18 protein-coding genes are annotated in these 18,641 nt (G+C 38.9%); 13 read left to right on the forward strand and 5 right to left on the reverse strand.

Translation table 11 applies throughout. The annotated features are described in order from the left end of the window. Positions 1-263: 263 nt before the first annotated feature. From ASL19_RS00075 to recJ, 8 genes are all read left to right on the forward strand, one after another. The gene (locus ASL19_RS00075) at positions 264-1,652 is read left to right on the forward strand and encodes an AAA family ATPase (RefSeq protein WP_057176799.1); all 1,389 of its coding nucleotides are present in this window, start codon (positions 264-266) and stop codon (positions 1,650-1,652) included. 4 nt (positions 1,653-1,656) lie between these two features. Beyond that, positions 1,657-2,193: a hypothetical protein gene (locus ASL19_RS00080; protein ID WP_152980377.1), complete on the forward strand. Its 537-nt coding sequence runs from the start codon at positions 1,657-1,659 to the stop codon at positions 2,191-2,193. Positions 2,194-2,690: 497 nt separating this feature from the next. After that, positions 2,691-2,894: a hypothetical protein gene (locus ASL19_RS18350; protein WP_152980378.1), complete on the forward strand. Its 204-nt coding sequence runs from the start codon at positions 2,691-2,693 to the stop codon at positions 2,892-2,894. After that, a complete protein-coding gene (locus ASL19_RS00085; RefSeq protein WP_057176801.1) occupies positions 2,848-3,456 on the forward strand; it encodes an IS607 family transposase in 609 nt (202 codons plus the stop codon). The genes ASL19_RS18350 and ASL19_RS00085 overlap by 47 nt, the downstream gene beginning before the upstream one ends. A 215-nt stretch (positions 3,457-3,671) precedes the next feature. Next, positions 3,672-4,376 (forward strand): phosphoadenosine phosphosulfate reductase, encoded by a 705-nt coding sequence (gene cysH / locus ASL19_RS00090; RefSeq protein WP_057176802.1) that lies wholly within the window; start codon positions 3,672-3,674, stop codon positions 4,374-4,376. Between the two features lie 73 nt (positions 4,377-4,449). After that, entirely contained in the window at positions 4,450-5,694 is a 1,245-nt protein-coding gene (sbcD, locus tag ASL19_RS00095; protein ID WP_057176803.1) for an exonuclease subunit SbcD, read from the forward strand. A gap of 436 nt (positions 5,695-6,130) precedes the next feature. Next, positions 6,131-7,966 (forward strand): APC family permease, encoded by a 1,836-nt coding sequence (locus ASL19_RS00100; protein ID WP_057176804.1) that lies wholly within the window; start codon positions 6,131-6,133, stop codon positions 7,964-7,966. A gap of 54 nt (positions 7,967-8,020) precedes the next feature. Next, the gene (gene recJ / locus ASL19_RS00105) at positions 8,021-9,844 is read left to right on the forward strand and encodes a single-stranded-DNA-specific exonuclease RecJ (protein ID WP_057176805.1); all 1,824 of its coding nucleotides are present in this window, start codon (positions 8,021-8,023) and stop codon (positions 9,842-9,844) included. 76 nt (positions 9,845-9,920) lie between these two features. Here the strand turns inward: recJ and psb30 are convergent, their stop codons facing one another. Next, the gene (gene psb30, locus ASL19_RS00110) at positions 9,921-10,040 is read right to left on the reverse strand and encodes a photosystem II reaction center protein Ycf12/Psb30 (RefSeq protein ID WP_006277899.1); all 120 of its coding nucleotides are present in this window, start codon (positions 10,038-10,040) and stop codon (positions 9,921-9,923) included. A 132-nt stretch (positions 10,041-10,172) separates the two neighbouring features. Here psb30 and ASL19_RS00115 point away from each other — a divergent pair, with 132 nt between their 5' ends. The 3 genes from ASL19_RS00115 (at position 10,173) to ASL19_RS00125 (ending at position 11,284) form a co-directional block, all read left to right on the forward strand. Further along, on the forward strand, positions 10,173-10,529 hold the full coding sequence (locus tag ASL19_RS00115) for a YkgJ family cysteine cluster protein (protein WP_006277898.1): 357 nt from the start codon (positions 10,173-10,175) through the stop codon (positions 10,527-10,529). 69 nt (positions 10,530-10,598) lie between these two features. After that, positions 10,599-10,973, forward strand: coding sequence for a TMEM165/GDT1 family protein (locus ASL19_RS00120; RefSeq protein WP_006277897.1), 375 nt, complete (start codon positions 10,599-10,601; stop codon positions 10,971-10,973). Between the two features lie 20 nt (positions 10,974-10,993). Then, a complete protein-coding gene (locus ASL19_RS00125; RefSeq protein WP_057176806.1) occupies positions 10,994-11,284 on the forward strand; it encodes a TMEM165/GDT1 family protein in 291 nt (96 codons plus the stop codon). Positions 11,285-11,318: 34 nt separating this feature from the next. Here the strand turns inward: ASL19_RS00125 and ASL19_RS00130 are convergent, their stop codons facing one another. The 4 genes from ASL19_RS00130 to metG form a co-directional block, all read right to left on the reverse strand. Continuing rightward, entirely contained in the window at positions 11,319-11,822 is a 504-nt protein-coding gene (locus ASL19_RS00130; RefSeq protein ID WP_057176807.1) for a hypothetical protein, read from the reverse strand. Positions 11,823-11,977: 155 nt separating this feature from the next. Beyond that, on the reverse strand, positions 11,978-13,141 hold the full coding sequence (gene lptC, locus ASL19_RS00135; RefSeq protein WP_181735955.1) for an LPS export ABC transporter periplasmic protein LptC: 1,164 nt from the start codon (positions 13,139-13,141) through the stop codon (positions 11,978-11,980). Positions 13,142-13,249: 108 nt separating this feature from the next. Continuing rightward, entirely contained in the window at positions 13,250-13,879 is a 630-nt protein-coding gene (locus ASL19_RS00140; RefSeq protein ID WP_040009398.1) for an NYN domain-containing protein, read from the reverse strand. 182 nt (positions 13,880-14,061) lie between these two features. After that, on the reverse strand, positions 14,062-15,651 hold the full coding sequence (metG, locus tag ASL19_RS00145; RefSeq protein ID WP_057176808.1) for a methionine--tRNA ligase: 1,590 nt from the start codon (positions 15,649-15,651) through the stop codon (positions 14,062-14,064). 654 nt (positions 15,652-16,305) lie between these two features. On the opposite strand from metG, the gene ASL19_RS00150 reads away from it, so the two are divergent. After that, positions 16,306-17,124, forward strand: a complete 819-nt coding sequence (locus ASL19_RS00150) for an alpha/beta fold hydrolase (protein ID WP_006277891.1) — start codon at positions 16,306-16,308, stop codon at positions 17,122-17,124. 41 nt (positions 17,125-17,165) lie between these two features. Further along, positions 17,166-18,641, forward strand: coding sequence for a leucyl aminopeptidase (locus ASL19_RS00155; protein ID WP_057176821.1), 1,476 nt, complete (start codon positions 17,166-17,168; stop codon positions 18,639-18,641).

An 18,641-nucleotide genomic window follows, 5' to 3' on the forward strand; every position in this document is an offset into this window, starting at 1 on the left:
GTTGCTACTTAATTTTTAGAGATGAAGATATAATTCTAGGGCTATTTCAAACTATAAATTTGTTTAATCGCATCCCATAAATAGGCTATACCTAAACATATCCTCCTAAGACAAAATGAGTTGATGGAGTTGACATATAACTTGATATCTGTTACTTTAAGGTGAATGTATGGTGTCTCTCTTAAAAAATCAACTACTCGTAGCCATCTGCAAGACAGTTTTGGACAAGGCTATATATTTAAACCAGCTAAATGTAAAAGCGAATGAAAATTTCCATAAAGAATCTCGGACCTATCAAGCAGGCAGAGTTTACACTTAACGAACTAACTATTATATGTGGTGGGAACAATACCGGTAAAACCTATGCCACCTATGCGTTATTTGGCTTTATCTCATTTTGGCGTGATGCTTTCTCCATAGATGTTTCCGACGGGGATGTGTGGCAATTGTTAAATGAAGGTTTAATTGAGTTAAATATCGAGGAATACATCCGCAATGCACCAAATATTCTTGAGAAAGGTTGTAGGGCATTTACACAACAATTACCTCACTTCTTCGCTTCCTCCGAAAAACATTTTGCCGGGAGTCAGTTTTTGGTAAACCTGGATTCTAGTGACATAAATCCTCTTTCAACCTTCGAGCGAACTATGGGTGCAGCTAAAACCCAGCTATTCTTCATATCGAAAAAAGCCGACTCTTCCCTAGTTTCAATTTCTTTGCTCGTTGAGAAAGAGCAGGTAAGGATACCTCAAGAAATAATTAGTCGAATTATCGGAGACGCTCTAAAAGACATTATTTTTGGGGACCTTTTCCCCCGTCTTTTCATTGCCAGCGCCGAACGAACTGGTGTGGCAATATTCAGAAGAGAGCTTAATTTTGCCCGAAACCGTCTCCTAGAGGAAATGAGCTCAATGGAAAAGGAAATAAATCCACTTGAATTACTTTCCAAAGTATATGCGGATTATGCTCTACCCATTAAGTCAAACGTTGATTTCACAAGACAGTTAGAAGAGCTTTCAAAAAAAGATAGCTTCATAGCAAAGAATCATCCAGAGATTACAAATGACTTCTCAGACATTATTGGTGGTGAGTATCTTGTCACCAAGAATGATGAATTATACTATACCCCTAAGGGAAAACGCGTGAAATTGACCATGGATGAAAGTTCAAGCGCGGTTCGGTCACTACTGGATATAGGATTTTATCTGCGACATGTTGCTGCTCCTGGCGACTTACTCATGGTTGATGAACCTGAGCTTAATTTGCACCCGCAGAACCAGAGACGCGTAGCTCGTTTGTTTTCGAGGTTGGTAAATGTTGGAGTAAAAGTATTTATAACTACCCACAGTGATTATATTATTAAGGAGCTTAACACTCTCATTATGTTAAATCAGGGAGGAAAAAGGTTAAGTGAAATAGCAGAGCGTGAAGGATACCGCAAAAACGAGTTGCTCAAAGCTGAGAAGGTTAGCGTTTTTATTGCAGAGGAAGCATGGATTAAGTTAGACGGCTTAAAGAAGAGGACTTATTGCCAAACGCTAGTTCCTGCTCCCATAGATGCCAAAATGGGAATTGAAGCTTCTAGCTTCGATAAAACGATTGAAGAGATGAATCGCATTCAGCAAGAAATTGTTTGGGGGGACGATGAGTAGGGACATGGAAATTCTTGCCGAACTAATTAAGAAAACCGCACAGGTTGAGCTTAAAGAGGAGAACGGGAAGTTATATGCTATACTCGATGAAACTCAATCCCCGGATTCCATGGTAAAGATACGTAACTTACCTTCGGATGCTCTGGTGATAAAAGTGGATCAGTTTCGGTCTCCTGAGGATATCTTTAATGGGACGAAAGGGGAGTGCAGACGCGCCGACTACGTTATAATAAGTTCGGAGAAGCGATGCATTCTCTATATTGAAGTCAAGCGCACAAAAGATAAATGGCATAAGATTGTGCAGCAATTAAGGGGAGCAGAATGTTTTGTAAAATACTGTCAAGACATTGGTAAGTCATTCTGGAAGGAGAGTAGTTTTCTAGCTTGCTATAAACACCGATTCGTCAGTATTGGTTGCACAAGTATAAGGATCGATAAGAAAAAGACACGAATCGATAAAAATAGCCCAATCCATGACTCGCCAGATACAGCTATGAAAATTGCCTACCCAAAATACATCCTATTCAATAGCTTGTTATGAGACTAGACTCCCTGAGTCTAGAAGATTTATGAGGAAGAGAATAGATACAAGATACAAGTAATTAGTAACTTTTATAAAAATGGTAAAAAGAAACATAATCAATCCAAAAAATCCTACACATTTGCAGACTATTTTAAACTTAATTTTACTCCACAAGACATTTTACCTTATTTCAATGTTTCCTTAGAACGTTCCAGTTTGGAGTTAGCAAAGTATACTAACGATTTGAATCTTTTAAATTTTTAAAGAACCGTATCGAAGAAGTATTACCTCATTTAAGTCTTACCAGTGAAATTGCACGCAGAGAGTTTTTGATTGCTCCAGTGTTAACAGACCTGCTACACTACACAGGAGCTACCTTAAACATTGAATATCCTATAGTAGTCAACCATCAACTAAAATGTTTTAGGCAGTAAAAAGCAAATCTAACAAATCATACTAAATATTACCAAAATCTCATAGTATATGATATAGTATATGTATTGGAGTAAATTGCTGTGAACAGCAAAAAGGTAATCCGTGTTACAAAAACTGAGTTTGGGTTGGAAGACGGCACAATTTATCCTCATGCAGTGGAACTTGATGAAGTCCCTACACTTGAAGAGTTCCAAATGTATTACGACTATTGGTTCTTTATCTTTGAGGAAATAACCAATGGAAGAAAAACTAATGACAATAAAACAGGTTTGTACTGCGCTTAATGTCAGCATTCAAACGCTTAGGCTGTGGGACGAGTCAGGTAAGTTATCAGCAATTCGGACTGTTGGAAATCATAGAAGATATAAACAGTCCGATATTTATAAACTTATAGGTATTGATAAACCATCTGAGGAAGTAGAAGAGTCAGTGGCTCTTTACTCTCGCGTCTCAAGTGGTGAACAAAAGACTAAAGGTGATTTAGATAGACAAAATACTAGACTTACAGAATACGCAGCTAAGAAAAAGTATAAAGTTAATTACATATTTACTGAAGTTGGTTCTGGGATGAATGATTCTAGAGCTGAGTTACATCAGTTAATGAAATTAGCCATAGAAAGGAGGATTACTAAAGTAGTTATAGAACATAAAGACCGTCTAATCAGATTTAACTTCAATATATTAAAAATGTTCTTTGAGTCACATAACGTTGAAGTTGAATATGTAGAAGAAGTCTTACCTAAGTCTTATGAAGCAGAGCTAATAGAAGATATGTTATCTTTAATGGCTTCATTTAGTGCCAAGACTTATGGTGAACGTTCTGCTGAACGAAGGAGGAACAAATGATATTAGTTGAGAGACACATCATTCTAAGTTCTTAGGTGAACCTAGAATACCGGGTTACAAAGATAAAACCAAAGGACGTAATGTAGTTGTCTACTATCATGAGTCAGTATATAAAGCTGAACTCAAGCAAAGGTTTTCCAGCAACTTTTAAATCAGGTGGGTCAATTTTCCGGTAAAATACTTTGAGATATTTAAACGTTGACAAGAGAACTACCATGACAGTTGCAACAGCTTTTGACTTAGAAAGTTTAAATGAACAATTTGAAACCGCCACTCCCACGGAAATCTTGGCATGGTCGGTGGAAAACGTACCTACGGGTTTAGTCCAAACCAGTGCTTTCAATGTTGATGACTTGATTATTACCCATATTCTTTATGAAGTACTGGATAACCCAACACCAGTGATTTTCCTTGATACCCTTCATCACTTTGAACAAACTTTAGACTTGGTTGCTAAAGCTAAAACAGTTTATGGCTTAGACTTAAAGACCTATAAAGTACCCAATGTCTATAGTCGTGAGGAATTTGCCGCTAAGTATGGAGAGGCGTTGTGGGATACTGATATTAGTAAATTTCATCAAATTACTAAAATTGAACCCTTGCAGCGTGGATTGGATGAATTAAATACAGTAGCTTGGATTACTGGTCGTCGTCGGGATCAGGCGGTTACCCGTGCGAATATGCCCGTGTTTGAGTTGGATAATCAAGGGCGCTTAAAAATTAATCCCTTGGCTACCTGGACAAGAAAAGAAAGCTGGGAGTATGTAGCTGAATACAAGGTAATTTATAATCCCCTACATGATCAAGGATACCCAAGTATTGGTGATGAACCCATTACTACCAGGGTAGGTGATGGAGAAGATGAAAGAGCTGGACGTTGGCGCGGTACTGGGAAGACTGAGTGTGGTATTCACATTTAAGATTTAAATCTAGATATAAATCCCACACTGTGAGTGTGGGAGCGTATCATGAAAAAAAGATTGCCGTAAATCCATGATCAAAGTTCTACACCTTTCAGATATTCATATAGGAAGCGGTTTTTCCCACGGACGTATTAACCCCAACACTGGATTAAACTCCCGCTTGGAGGATTTTGTTAATACCCTATCTTTATGTATTGATCGGGCCCTGTCTGAACCGGTAGATATGGTTATATTTGGTGGTGATGCCTTTCCGGATGCTACCCCTCCACCCTACGTACAAGAAGCATTTGCCAGTCAGTTTCGTAGGTTGGTTGATGCCCATATTCCAACGGTTTTATTAGTTGGCAATCATGATTTACATTCCCAGGGTATAGGAGGAGCAAGTCTTAATATTTACCGAACTTTGGGAGTACCCGGTTTTGTGGTGGGTGATAGTTTGACTACCCATCATATTCAAACCCCCAATGGTAAGGTACAAGTAATTACTCTACCTTGGTTGACTAGGTCTATGTTAATGACCCGCAAGGAAACTACGGGAATGTCTATGGCTGAGGTTAATCAACTTTTGATTGAAAAATTACAAGTGGTTTTAGAAGGAGAGGTGAGAAATTTAGACCCAAATCTGCCCACCATACTTTTAGCCCATTTGATGGCTGATAATGCTATGTTGGGTGCGGAACGTTTATTAGCTGTAGGTAAGGGTTTTACTCTGCCAGCTTCTTTACTTATTAGACCATGTTTTGATTATGTGGCATTAGGTCATATCCACTGCCATCAAAATCTGAATAAATCCAACGACCCACCTGTGGTTTATCCTGGTAGTATTGAGCGAGTGGATTTTAGTGAAGAAAAAGAACAAAAGGGTTATGTCATGGTAGAGTTGGAAAAAGGTAAGGCCAATTGGCAGTTTTGCCCACTACCTGCTCGCATTTTCCGCACCATCGAGGTGGATTTATCCCCCAGCGACAATCCTCAACAAACATTATTGCAGGCGATCGCCAAACATGACCTAACAGGGAATGTAGTCAGACTAGTTTATAAACTGCGTTCGGAACAATTAGATGTAATAGAAAACGCTGTTATTCATAAGGCGCTGGGGGATGCACATCATTATACGATTCACCCAGAACTAGTGAGTCAATTAGCCAGACCGCGAATTCCCGAATTAAATGCTAGTAGTAGTATTGATCCCATAGAGGCATTAAGAACCTACTTAAACAATCGTGAAGATTTAAAAGATATTGCCACATATATGTTAGAAGCAGCACAAGAGTTATTAGGAGATGATGAGACTATGATTTTGGTAGACAGATAGTGACATATTGTTTTTTGGTAATACCCATAAAAAAGAGAGTGGGAGGAGGCATTACCAAGCGCCATTCACTCCCACTCTCTTATTTGCTGCTGAAGCGTTTAGGGAATATCACTGACAAACCTAATCGTTAATTAGGGGGGTAATTTGTAATCGATTAGGTTTGTATTCATTGATCATTCCTATTGCAGCAAATGGTTATTACGTTATTAGTTTCACAAATCGAAAAGTAGAGACTAGTACCTTGTGGAACCATTAGTTTCTGTTTTTTCGTTTGTCAAATTCAATGTAACTCAATTCCAGAGACCCTGGTTGCCAAGTTGGCACTTGGTTAAGACATTATGGAAAAATTTTGCTTAGTGTTAATATTGGACATTATATTATAGATTTGCTGGATTTGTTCCCAACCACGTCAGAACATTAGTTCAGTAGGACTCTTATGTCATTATACTCCCAAATTAAAAAGTTTTTAATTGGTAAATCCTTACCCACCAGCGCCCACACAGAAGAGAGACTAAGCAATGCTGCTGCATTAGCAGTTCTTTCCTCAGATGCGCTCTCTTCAGTTGCTTATGCAACCGAAGAAATTTTATTGGTTTTAGTAGCTGCTGGTAGTGGTACCCTAGGATTTTCCCTACCCATTAGCATTGGTATTGTTGCACTCCTAGCAATAGTTATCCTCTCCTATCGTCAAACCGTCCGAGCTTATCCTCAGGGAGGTGGTTCTTACATTGTTGCTAAAGAAAACATAGGTTTATATGCTGGTTTGGTAGCAGGCAGTTCCTTAATGATTGACTACATTCTGACTGTTACAGTTAGCATATCTGCTGGTACAGCAGCTCTAACATCGGCGATACCAATCCTGAGAGGTCACACAGTTCTTTTGTGCTTAATCTTCATATTTCTATTGAACCTAGCAAATTTAAGGGGAGTTAAGGAATCAGGAAGGATATTTATGATTCCCACCTACGCCTTTATTGGCAGCATTTTTTTGCTGATTATGGTGGGGTTATTTAAACAATTAAGCGGTGAGGTTTCCACATCATATCCTACCATTGCCATCAGTCAAGAATTAAGTTTATTCTTTGTTCTACGGGCCTTTGCAGCTGGTTGTACCGCACTAACAGGTGTAGAAGCAATTTCCGATGGGGTATTAGCATTTAAACCTCCAGAATGGAAAAATGCCCGTTTAACCCTCTTATATTTGGGAATTGTTCTGAGTTCAATGTTTGCAGGAATTACATTTTTAGCCAATTCCTATCATCTTGTTCCCGAATCAGGACAAACCTTACTTTCCCTATTGGGGAGAGAAGTTTTTGGTGACAGTGTCATTTATTATTTTCTACAAATTGTCACCCTATTAGTTTTATTATTAGCTGCAAATACCAGTTATGCCGATTTTCCCAGACTGTGTTACTTCCTTTCCAAGGATGGATTTTTACCTCGTCAATTATCATTACTGGGAGACCGACTGGTCTACTCCAATGGCATTGTTCTTCTGAGTGTTTGTGCAGCCATTTTAGTTGTCATCTTCAAGGGTCAAGTCAACGCTGTTATTCCTCTTTACGCAGTTGGTGTATTTACTTCCTTTACCCTATCCCAAGCAGGAATGGTGCGTCATTGGTTTCAAGAAAAAACCCCAGGTTGGCAGGCCAGTGCGGTCATGAATGGCATAGGTGCAATTACTACATTAATTGTTTTGTTGGTAATAGTTTACACTAAGTTTTTGTTTGGTGCTTGGCTAGTAGTAGTAGCCATTCCCATATTCATAAATTTGTTTTTAGCCATTGCTAAACATTATAGGCATGTAGCTGAAAGTCTTAGTGTTCAAGATGTGGTACCTTGTAGTTACGTGGCTAGACTTAAATCGGAAGTGGTTAGTCATCCTGCGGTGATAGTAGTTGGTCAACTAAATCGGGGAACAATAGAAGCTTTGGATTATGCACGCATAATTGCTGATAAAATTGTTGCCATACATGTGGATATTGGTTCTACAGACAGGAAAACATTGGAGGAAAAATGGCAAAAATTAGAGTCTGATATTCCTCTGTATATTATTGACTCCCCCTATCGTTCTGTCATCGATCCGGTTGTTAAGTTTGTGAGTGAGTTTGAGGAACAGTATCCAAATATGTTTACCACCGTTATTATTCCATCCTTTGTTACCCGCAATTGGTGGGATGCAATTTTACACAATCAAACTACTTTATTTTTGAAGGTTGCTTTACGGGCTGAAAAAAGCCGAATTGTCACCAGTGTCAATTATTTTTTGTGAAAATAGGGAACGATTAGAGTTTTAGATAAATCTATCTTCATATCACAACCAGTTATGAGTGTAAACAAAAATAATATAAAATTACCATATCAACGCTGGCACATAGCAAAGCAAAATGAAGAATTAGCTGAAAAGTTAGCAAGTGTCAATAATGTTTCTCCTATTATAGGTCAGTTGTTAATTAATAGAGGTATGGAAACACCAGAAATAGCTACTAGATTTATCAATCCTGAATGTATAAATTTACCCTCTCCCTTGGACGAGTTCCCCGATTTAGTTCCCAGTGTGGAATTATTGGCAAGTGCTATTAGAAACCATGAGAAAATTGCTATCTGCGGCGATTATGATGCTGATGGCATGACTAGTACAGCCTTGCTGTTACGTAGTCTTGGATCTTTAGGTGCAAACATTGACTATGCTATTCCCAGTAGAATGCACGAGGGGTATGGAATTAATAAACGAATTGTGGAAGAATTTCACAGTGAAGGGGTCAGTTTAATTCTAACCGTAGATAATGGTATTGCTGCTTTTGAACCTATTGCAAGAGCAAAAGAGTTGGGTTTGAAAGTGATTATTACGGATCACCATGATTTACCTCCCCAATTACCAGTTGCTGATGCAATTCTTAACCCCAAATTAATATCTCTATCTTCTCCTTATAGAGGTCTTGCTGGTGTGGGTGTAGCCTATGTTTTAGCTGTATGTTTAGCTCAACATTTGCAAAAAATCACAGGTCTGGTTCAACCTATGTTGGATTTATTTACCTTGGGAACTATTGCTGATCTAGCTCCTTTAACCGGTGTTAATCGTCGTTGGATAAAACGGGGCTTAAAATCATTATATAAGTCCAATTTACCGGGTGTTCAGGCTTTAATTCAAGTCTCTGGTGTACAACCGAGTATGGGAGAAAATCAGCAAGTATCTAAGGCACAAAATTCTAAGTCTTTAAAACCAGAAGATATTGGATTTCGTCTGGGACCAAGAATCAATGCTGTGGGTAGAATTGGCAATCCTCAAATTGTGATCGAATTACTAACTACTGATGATATGGGAATTGCTTTAGAACGAGCAATGCAATGTGAGCAAATAAATGCTGAACGTCAAAAAATCTGTGAGGAAATCCAAGGAGAGGCAATATTGTTGGTTGAAGATTTATATGCACAAAATTTGCATCAAGACCGAGTTCTGGTCGTAGTCAAAGATAATTGGCATCATGGTGTAATTGGCATTGTCGCTTCTCGTCTGGTAGAACGTTATGGAGTTCCTGTCTTTATCGGTACTTACGAAAATAATCACCTGGTTCGTGGTTCCGCAAGGGGAATACCTGAATTTAATGTGTTTGATGCTTTGGAGTTTAGCAGCGATTTACTATATAAATATGGTGGACATAAAGCTGCTGCTGGATTTTCTTTACCCGCAGCTAATCTAGAAAATTTTCGATTGCGTTTATCAGAGTTTGCTAATCAATGTCTGGAAGTTCAACATCTCAAACCACTATTAAGAATAGATGGTCAAATCAACTTTTGTCAGATCAATCGGGATTTATTCCAACAGTTGAATATTCTTCATCCCTGTGGAATTGAAAACCCTGACCCTATCTTTTGGACTCCCCAAGTACGAGTGGTAGAACAGCAAATGATTGGTAAGGGTAGTATTAAGTTAACTTTGGCTCAAATCATAGATAATACAAGATATGAAATTAAAGCTTTGGCTTGGCGATGGGGTGATTATTTCCCTTTACCCTTCACTATTGATATTGCTTACAAGTTACGGGAAAATAACTTTAATGGTGCGAATGATATTGAGTTGGAGTTAGTCGGTGTTAGGTTACCTCAACAGTATCATCAAAGCTGCAATTACAGCTTTGACGGAAACTAGTTGACTCAGTTTGGGCTTAATTTTGTAGTATTTTGGCAAAGTATGGCTTGCTCACACCCACTTCCCATTTCACCAATTAAAGATCCCCGTTACGAAAAGCGAGTACAAAAATTACAGCGGGTCCAGCAAGGACAATTAATGCTACACAGGTCAATTGAAACGCGACTTCCCAGTTGATATTAGCTAGAGCTTCCATTTTTCCTCCCAAGGGTTTTAAAAAATTAAATAATTCAAATTGCTAAATGGCAATTTTTCCTACTATATCAATATACCAAAAAACAGGATCAGTTCATGTCTCTTTTTGTTTCATCTATTATGGAGGTAATTTATGGCTACTTGGCAATGTGTTAAGCAGTGTGGTGCTTGCTGTCATCTGGATCCTAGCGATCGCCCCTATTTATCCGATTATCTCTCACCTACAGAACTCTCACTCTATCTCCGTTTGGTAGGTGAGGACGGTTGGTGTGTTAATTTTGATCATCAAACACGAGAATGTACTATTTATAGGGATCGTCCTTCATTTTGTCGGGTAGAGTCTAAAACCTTTGAAAAGATGTATGGTATCAAACCAGAGGAGTTAAATGACTTCGCTATTGACTGTTGTCATCAACAGATAGATTCTGTATATGGCGATCGCAGTTTAGAAATGATTCGATTTAATCAGACCCTGGGTTTTGAGTTGTGAAGTAGGGACAAAGGATCTTTTTTTAAAAACTTGTCATTGGTCATTACATTATGAGATAATGATAAAAATATGAAAAACTCCGTTAGCACCGTGAAACTTGATACTTTGGATTTAACCATTACTGCACCTGCTGACCAATCACCACCCAAGACAAAAAAGTCTGACTCGGTTTGGGTAGTATTTGGGACAACCTTTATTACCATTTTTTTGGCGGAAATTGGTGATAAGACTCAATTATCAACATTATTAATGAGTGCCCAGTCCCATGCGCCTTGGTTGGTATTCCTGGGAGCAGGAGCTGCTTTGGTCACCACTAGTTTACTGGGTGTACTGCTTGGTGGTTTTATTGCTAGTAGACTTAGTCCTAAAACGGTAGAAAAATCAGCAGGACTGGTATTATTGTTAGTTTCTTCGATGTTATTTTGGGATGTGATTCACGGTTAAGTTATTAAATAGATATAGATATGGATTGGAATCTTCTGGGAATTAGCTTTATTACCGTGTTTCTTTCCGAACTGGGTGATAAGAGTCAACTAGCTGCGATCGCATTGTCTGGTCAAGGAAAATCTAGAAAGGCTATATTTTTTGGCACCGCAGCTGCGCTGGTGTTCACTAGTTTGCTGGGTGTGTTAGCTGGGGGAGCGGTGGCACAATTATTGCCCACCAGAATTTTAAAGACAATTGCAGCTATTGGTTTTGCTGTTTTGGCTATTCGTCTTTTACTACCTGAGAATGAAGACGATCGCGCTTCCTAAAAGCGATCGCCTTATATGGTCAAACCTAGTCAAACTAGATTGCCATGATTTCTCTATCATTCCAACAGCGATTAAATAGCCAACCAGCTCCTACTAACTTAATAACTTCTAGGATAAAATAACCACCATGTAGTAAATTCATGGTTTCTGGCACTGTACCAGGTGTAACCATCAAACTCAAATTACTACCCAGAGCGGACATTTGGGGGGTGAGCAGATAGGTATCTAACAGGGCCACCATGAGCAATAAAACCGACCAACATATAGAACTCAAGTTCCATTTTGACTTGGCTTTACCCATAGCCAATATGGCGGTCAATACTACCGCAGCAGCTACTAACTCCACACGGTTAAAATTCCAAAAAATGCTGTAGCCAGCCATGGTAAAATTTGCTTCTTTCATCATACCAGTAATGTAAAGACTGGGCATGATTAACCCATCTAATACCATGGTAGCGCTGAGCCAAAAACCCAGGGTAAAGATTACGGTTGTTTGCCAACCGGATCTCTTAAATTGAAGGTTAGAAATATTGTTCATAAAACTATGATTGCTGTAATTCTTTTAATTACGTTGTTTGGGAACACGATTAGAATCAGGTTGGGAAAATTGCTGACTACCTAAAGTGCCATACTATTTAGTTTCTATCCAAAAATCGAATTTGACAACGAATATGAACCAAATGTTACAAATCGTTATCTTTCTCCCAGGGATGGGGTAAGAACCTGCTGAGGAATAACTTCTGTCACCACCCGACCAGAACTACCACCCTTAACGGTAATATTTTCCGTTGCCAAATTGCCAATTGCAGTTGACCCTTGGAAAGTCAGAGGTGGTTCCATCTGACGATAAATCACCTTTCCTTGAGCTTCCACTAATTTTCGCTCTAAATACCAAGTGAGTCGCTCTGATTTTAAAAACTGATTACGTTGCCCAATTGCCTGAACATCACCCGTTAAATAAACCGTTTTCTTTAGCAATTTCATTTCCGCTGCATTGCCAGATACTGTTATATTCTCCCCTTGATGAATTACCTTTACGGGAACATTACTTTTGACAATTTCTTGATTAATATCCCAGGCGATCGCATTGCTATTAATTTGCATTGGTGGGTTAATTAACTGGAGTTTGGCTTCCGGTCCTAGGGTGGTAATTTTCGTGTTCAAATTAACCTCTATACCCTTTCCTTGAGCGCGATCAGTAAATTGATTGTTTTGATAACGTTGAATTTCCACAGGGCGATCGCCCACCAACTTTTCTGATTGAACTTGCCAAAGTAAGCGTTCAGTTTTGATTTGTAATTTAGGGTCATTAGAAACGGCAAACACCTGGCCTGTAAACTCCACCTGTTGTTGACGAGTTTTAACTCTAGCTTCCTGGGCGGTAGCTTTCAATTGACGATGATGACCATGAAACTGATTACGGACTATTAATAAATCTTCCTGGGGTCGCCATTCCAATTCATTCCCTTCCAATACTACTCCATTACGAGGATCTGTAGCCACAATCTTACCCTTGAGCACAAGTTGTTTACCATCTTGCTGAATATCCGCCGTTTCTGCTTTAATTGTATAAACTACTTTACCATCTTGATATAGTTCACCCTGGGGATTTTTGGCTTGACCAATTTCCTTTTCTTTGGTATACTTAGCCTGACGAGCTTGCACCTTCCAAAATGGTTTACCATCTTGGTCAAATTGCTCCAGACTAACACCAAAAAAAGTCAACTGACTATCACTCCTCAACTTATCAGAATCAGAACTATTCTCCACTGGAGAAATAGTAGATGAACCCGAGCAACCAAATAATCCCGTTAACAATAATAAAATCACTGACCAATAACTAAAATTTTTAGGCATATTTAACATATAAAATCACATAAAACTGTAGCGGGAGGAATTGGATTTACTTCCCCTCTAGAAGTTGCGTATTAACGCTCCCATAATTCCCGCTTAGTTGTTTTTGCATTATTCTGGAATCTGTAAATGTCCTTCACTATCTTGATGGTCGTCCAAGAATCCCATACTGGATAATGGCCTGTAGGGATAACCCTGACGAGGTGTCTTTTGGATATCCTCCCTAATCGCTTCCAAATCAATATAGCGATCGCTCACATTAATTAAGCTGTCACTGGTCATGGAGCGTAGACTAACAACTTCCACCCTAACGCCACGATAACTGACCGAGTTAACAGCATAGGCCAAGTCGCCATCACCGCTGACCAAAACTGCGGTGTCATAGGAGTCCACTAAAGCCATCATATCCACAGCTATCTCCACATCTAGGTTAGCTTTTTTGGAACCGTCTGGCAATTGTACCAAATCCTTAGCTATGACTCGATAACCATTGCGACGCATCCACAACAAAAATCCCTGTTGCTTCTCATTAGTCCGGTCTACACCAGTATAGAAAAAAGCCCGTAATAGCCTTGATCCACCAGTCAACCGACATAATAGTTTAGTGTAATCAATTTCGATACCTAATTGCAAAGCTGCATAAAATAAATTTGAGCCATCAATAAATATTGCCACTCGACCCCGATTTTCCAAAACCTGTTCTGGCGTAAAAATCGAGTCATTTTCTAAATTATTCAACATCATTGTTAGACCTCGGTTGTTATCCATGTCGTCTGCGATAGAAATCATTAAATTTACGCCCTTATTAGATTGGGTTAATTGACTCAAAAAAAATGTCAGTTTTATTGCACCTCCCCACGGTAGCAAACACCTCTAGAAGTAACCTTTGCCATGAAAAGACAAATGTTGAGAGGGTTCCGGTTTTAAAGTTCTATCCGTTTGAAAATTGGCTGAGGTGTGCCTAACTGTTGTTTATTCGATAGTACGCCCCATGTTGCATGGGTTGTAAAAGGTGCAACGGTGGAGGTTTCTTCTGGATTGTTAAAATTGATTCCCCATCCTAATTGCTGATAAATATCGCTACTGATATTAGGAATAATTGGCGATAGTAAATAAGCTGTTAGTCTCACCGATTCCAGAACGGTGTACAACACTGTTGCTACCTCATTCTGTTTTCCTTGTTTATATAATGACCAAGGAGCTTGTTCATCTATAAACTTGTTACTGGCTTGAACTAATAACATCACAGCTTGAGCTACCTCATTGAAAGCTAAAACTGAATAAGCTTGTTTAACTTTCTCCCCTAATTGCCCACCAATTGTCTTTAAGGTATTCTCAGGGGGAATATCTTGTGGAGCAATGGAGGGAATTTCCCCAGCGCAGTATTTTTTCACCATGTTCAAAGTACGATTTAACAAATTACCTAAGTCATTGGCTAAATCTGCATTTAGAACATGAATGAACCTAATTTCATTAAAATCGCCATCCTTACCAAATTCGATTTCCTTAAGGAAGTAATAACGAACAGCATCACTACCATATTTTTTCACCAGCGCTACAGGATCAACAGTATTACCCAGAGTCTTCCCCATTTTTTGACCATCTTTAGTCAAAAATCCATGTCCGAATACTTGTTTTGGCAAGGGCAAATTAGCTGACATCAGCATAGCTGGCCAATATACGGCATGAAATCTTAATATATCTTTACCAATTAAATGTAAGTTAATTGGCCACCATTTAGACACGGCATTTTCTAAAGTTGGTTCTGTTCCTGGTTCTAATAGTGCTGTTATGTAGCCTAAAAGTGCATCAAACCAAACATAAAGAGTATGTTGGGTATCCACAGGTACAGGAAAGCCCCAATCTAAATTGACCCGCGAAATTGAAAAATCTTGTAAACCTTGACTAACAAAGCTAAGAACTTCATTTCGCCGACTAGCAGGTTGAATAAAGTTTGGATGGGATTGATAAAACTCCTCTAGTGGTTTTTGATACTTAGATAGACGAAAAAAGTAATTTTGTTCATCGCGCCATTCCACTTCCTTGGTGGTATGGATAGGACAGCGCTTACCTTCTATCAGCTCCCTTTCTTCCTTAAACTCTTCACAGGATACGCAGTACCATCCCTTCTGCTCTCCTCGGTATATATCACCCTGTTCCCAAACTCTATTAAAAAATTCTTTGACAATTACCTGATGCTTTAAATCAGTAGTACGACTAAATCGATCATATTGAATGTTCAAAATTTGCCATAAATCAATAAAACTAGGGACAATTTGATCACAAAACTCTTGGGGTGATTTTCCTTGACTTTGTGCTGATCTTTGGATCTTTTGTCCATGTTCGTCTGTTCCAGTAATAAATATCACTTCATTACCCAATAAACGCTGAAATCTGGCTATAGTATCTGCAGCTATTGTGGTATAAGCACTACCAATATGGGGAACATCGTTTACATAGTATAGCGGTGTGGTCAGGGCAAAGGTTTTTGAAGTTTTATTTGTTAGATTCATAGATAATAAAAAAGAAATTATTAAACAGTTTTACCAGCTAGTTAGTTTTGTAAAGCTAGGTAATTATATAACATTACACCTATTTTTTCCAACTGTGTTTTGATCATGACAAGTTAATAACCTCACAATTTTTTCCATTCTATAAACACTAATGATTGTTCCCTGGGATTAGGAGACAATTAGTCAACAATCACATTCCCGGATTTTGCCTGGATTTTGATTACTGTAGTCAGAGAGTGTACTCAGATCAAAAAACTGGGCAAACCAACGGAAAATCAGGCCTAATCTCTAATTTCTACAGTCCCATCTGATCCCGTTCAGGTTTAAGTACAGAAATGTAAAATATTAATTAAGAAAAATGCCAAATTTTTGCGCAACATACACGAATTAATCGGTAAATAGGTAGGAAAATTTCAGTTTTCAGTATGGACAGATTGTGCTTCGTCAAATACAATCTCATATCCATACTTCAACTACCAACCATTGAGATGGATTAACTGCGTCAAGGATTTATTCAGCGATTTCACCTATTTATATATAATTCATTCAAACTTCGTTAAAATCTGTAATTATAGTTTCAGACTGAATTGATTTTTATATAGAAAGCTTGATGTAGTTAGCTTTTAATGACTCTATTCCCCGAAAAATACCAAGATGATAGATGTGGAACTCAAACTCCGGTTTTTAACTCCCAAACCCCTACAACCAGAATATCCATTGTTTATTTATTTACCAGGAATGGATGGAACCGGTGAAATGCTACAGTCACAAATTAGCGATTTAGGGCGGGGGTTTGACATTCGTTGTTTAGCAATTCCTAAAACGGATATGAGAGATTGGAACCTATTAACCACAAATGTCCTCGACTTAATTGATATGGAATTGACTACAGGATCCTTCAAGAGAGGAAATCGCTTGGTTTATTTGTGTGGTGAGTCTTTCGGTGCTTGTTTGGCTATGAAAATAGCTATTCAGTCACCAAGTTTGTTTAAACGTATTATTCTAATTAATCCCGCTTCTTCTTTTAAACTAAATCCTTGGATCAGCTTTTCATCCCAAATGACAAATTTAGTACCATCATGGTTTTATCCGGTAGGTGCTTGGGGGTTGCTACCCTTTTTAGCATCTTTACCTCGCATATCCACTCCCCTCCGTCGTCAACTACTCCAAAGTATGACCTCCCTCCCTGCAGAAACTATTAATTGGCGATTGTCCTTATTGCGTCACTTTCACCTGGATCATGAGAAAATGCAACAACTCAAACAAGAGACACTGTTAATCGCTGGGGGAAGCGATCGCCTGTTACCATCCCTTACAGAGGTAGAAAGATTAGGAAGGATGTTGCCAAATAGTAAGATTGTAATTTTACCTGATAGTGGTCACGCTTGTCTAGTGGAGGAAGAGATAAATCTATATAAAATTCTCCAAGACCAGGGATTTTACGAGAAAGTCTCCCTCAATAGAAAATTTTAGGCCATACTGGAAGCAGGTAAAAACAAGAAAAAATGACAGAAATGATAACTCGGACTAGTGACACAGAATTATTAAATTGGACTGGTGATACCCTGGGTATTGGACTGTTTGAAGATGCAGTAGAGCTAAAAGACGACTTAGCAACTCTCAACCAGAAATACGGGGGAGTTTTCTCAGAAGTCATCGCTGAAGAAGAGTTCACCGGTAAAGCTAATACTACAGTGGTCATTCGTGTGGGAGCCAACTCCCCCATTCGTAAGGTAATTTTTATCGGTTTAGGAAAAGTAGATACACTGAAATTAGAAACCCTGCGTATAGCAGCTGCAACCCTTGCTAGGACTGCTAAAAAGCAAAAAACCAAAACCCTGGCTATTAGTTTTCCAATATACAATAATCAACCAGCAGCTACCGCCCAAGCGATTACAGAAGGGGCCCAATTAGCACTTTATCAAGATATTCGGTTCAAATCAGAACCAGAAGATAAAAATCCCCCTATTGAGACCATTGACCTATTAAATTTATCGGGACAACAACCCGCTATCACCCGCGCAGAACAAATTGTTTCCGGAGTTATTTTAGCTCGAGAGTTGGTAGCAGCTCCAGCTAATGCGGTCACACCTATTACTATGGCACAAACTGCTCAAGCGATCGCCCAGGAACATGGTTTGGAACTAAAAATTCTGGAACAAGAAGACTGTGAAAAACTTGGTATGGGAGCATATTTAGGCGTAGCACAAGCTTCCGACCTTCCACCCAAGTTTATTCACCTCATCTATAAACCCGCAACCACCCCTAAACGTAAACTAGCTATTATTGGTAAAGGTCTCACCTTTGATTCTGGTGGTTTGAATATTAAAGGAGCTGGTAGCGGAATTGAAACTATGAAAATTGACATGGGTGGAGCTGCTGCTACTCTTGGTGCTGCTAAGGCTATAGGTCAGATTAAACCAGATGTAGAAGTTCACTTCATATCCGCAGTTACTGAAAATATGATTAGCGGTAAAGCTATGCACCCAGGAGATATCCTTAAAGCATCTAATGGCAAAACTATCGAAGTAAATAACACTGATGCGGAAGGGCGTTTAACCCTAGCTGATGCTCTGGTGTACACCGATCAGTTAGGTCTGGATGCCATGGTGGATCTAGCAACCCTCACAGGCGCTTGCGTAGTAGCTTTAGGCGATAATATTGCTGGCTTATTTACCCCTAATGATAATATAGCATCTCAATTGCAAACCGCTGCTGAGTCTTCTGGAGAAAAGATTTGGCGGATGCCAATGGAAGAAAAATATTTTGAAGGGTTAAAATCAGGTATTGCTGATATGAAAAACACTGGACCCCGCTATGGTGGTTCTATTACAGCTGCTCTATTTCTAAAGCAGTTTGTTAAAACTACACCATGGGCACATTTGGATATAGCTGGACCTGTTTGGGCTGATAAAGAAAGTGGCTACAATAGTGCTGGAGCAACTGGTTTTGGTGTAAGAACCTTGGTGAGTTGGGTTGAAAGCGATTAA

Origin of the sequence: Cylindrospermopsis sp. CR12 (assembly GCF_001432185.1) — a bacterium.
In the GTDB taxonomy this organism is placed as follows: Bacteria; Cyanobacteriota; Cyanobacteriia; order Cyanobacteriales; family Nostocaceae; genus Raphidiopsis; species Raphidiopsis raciborskii.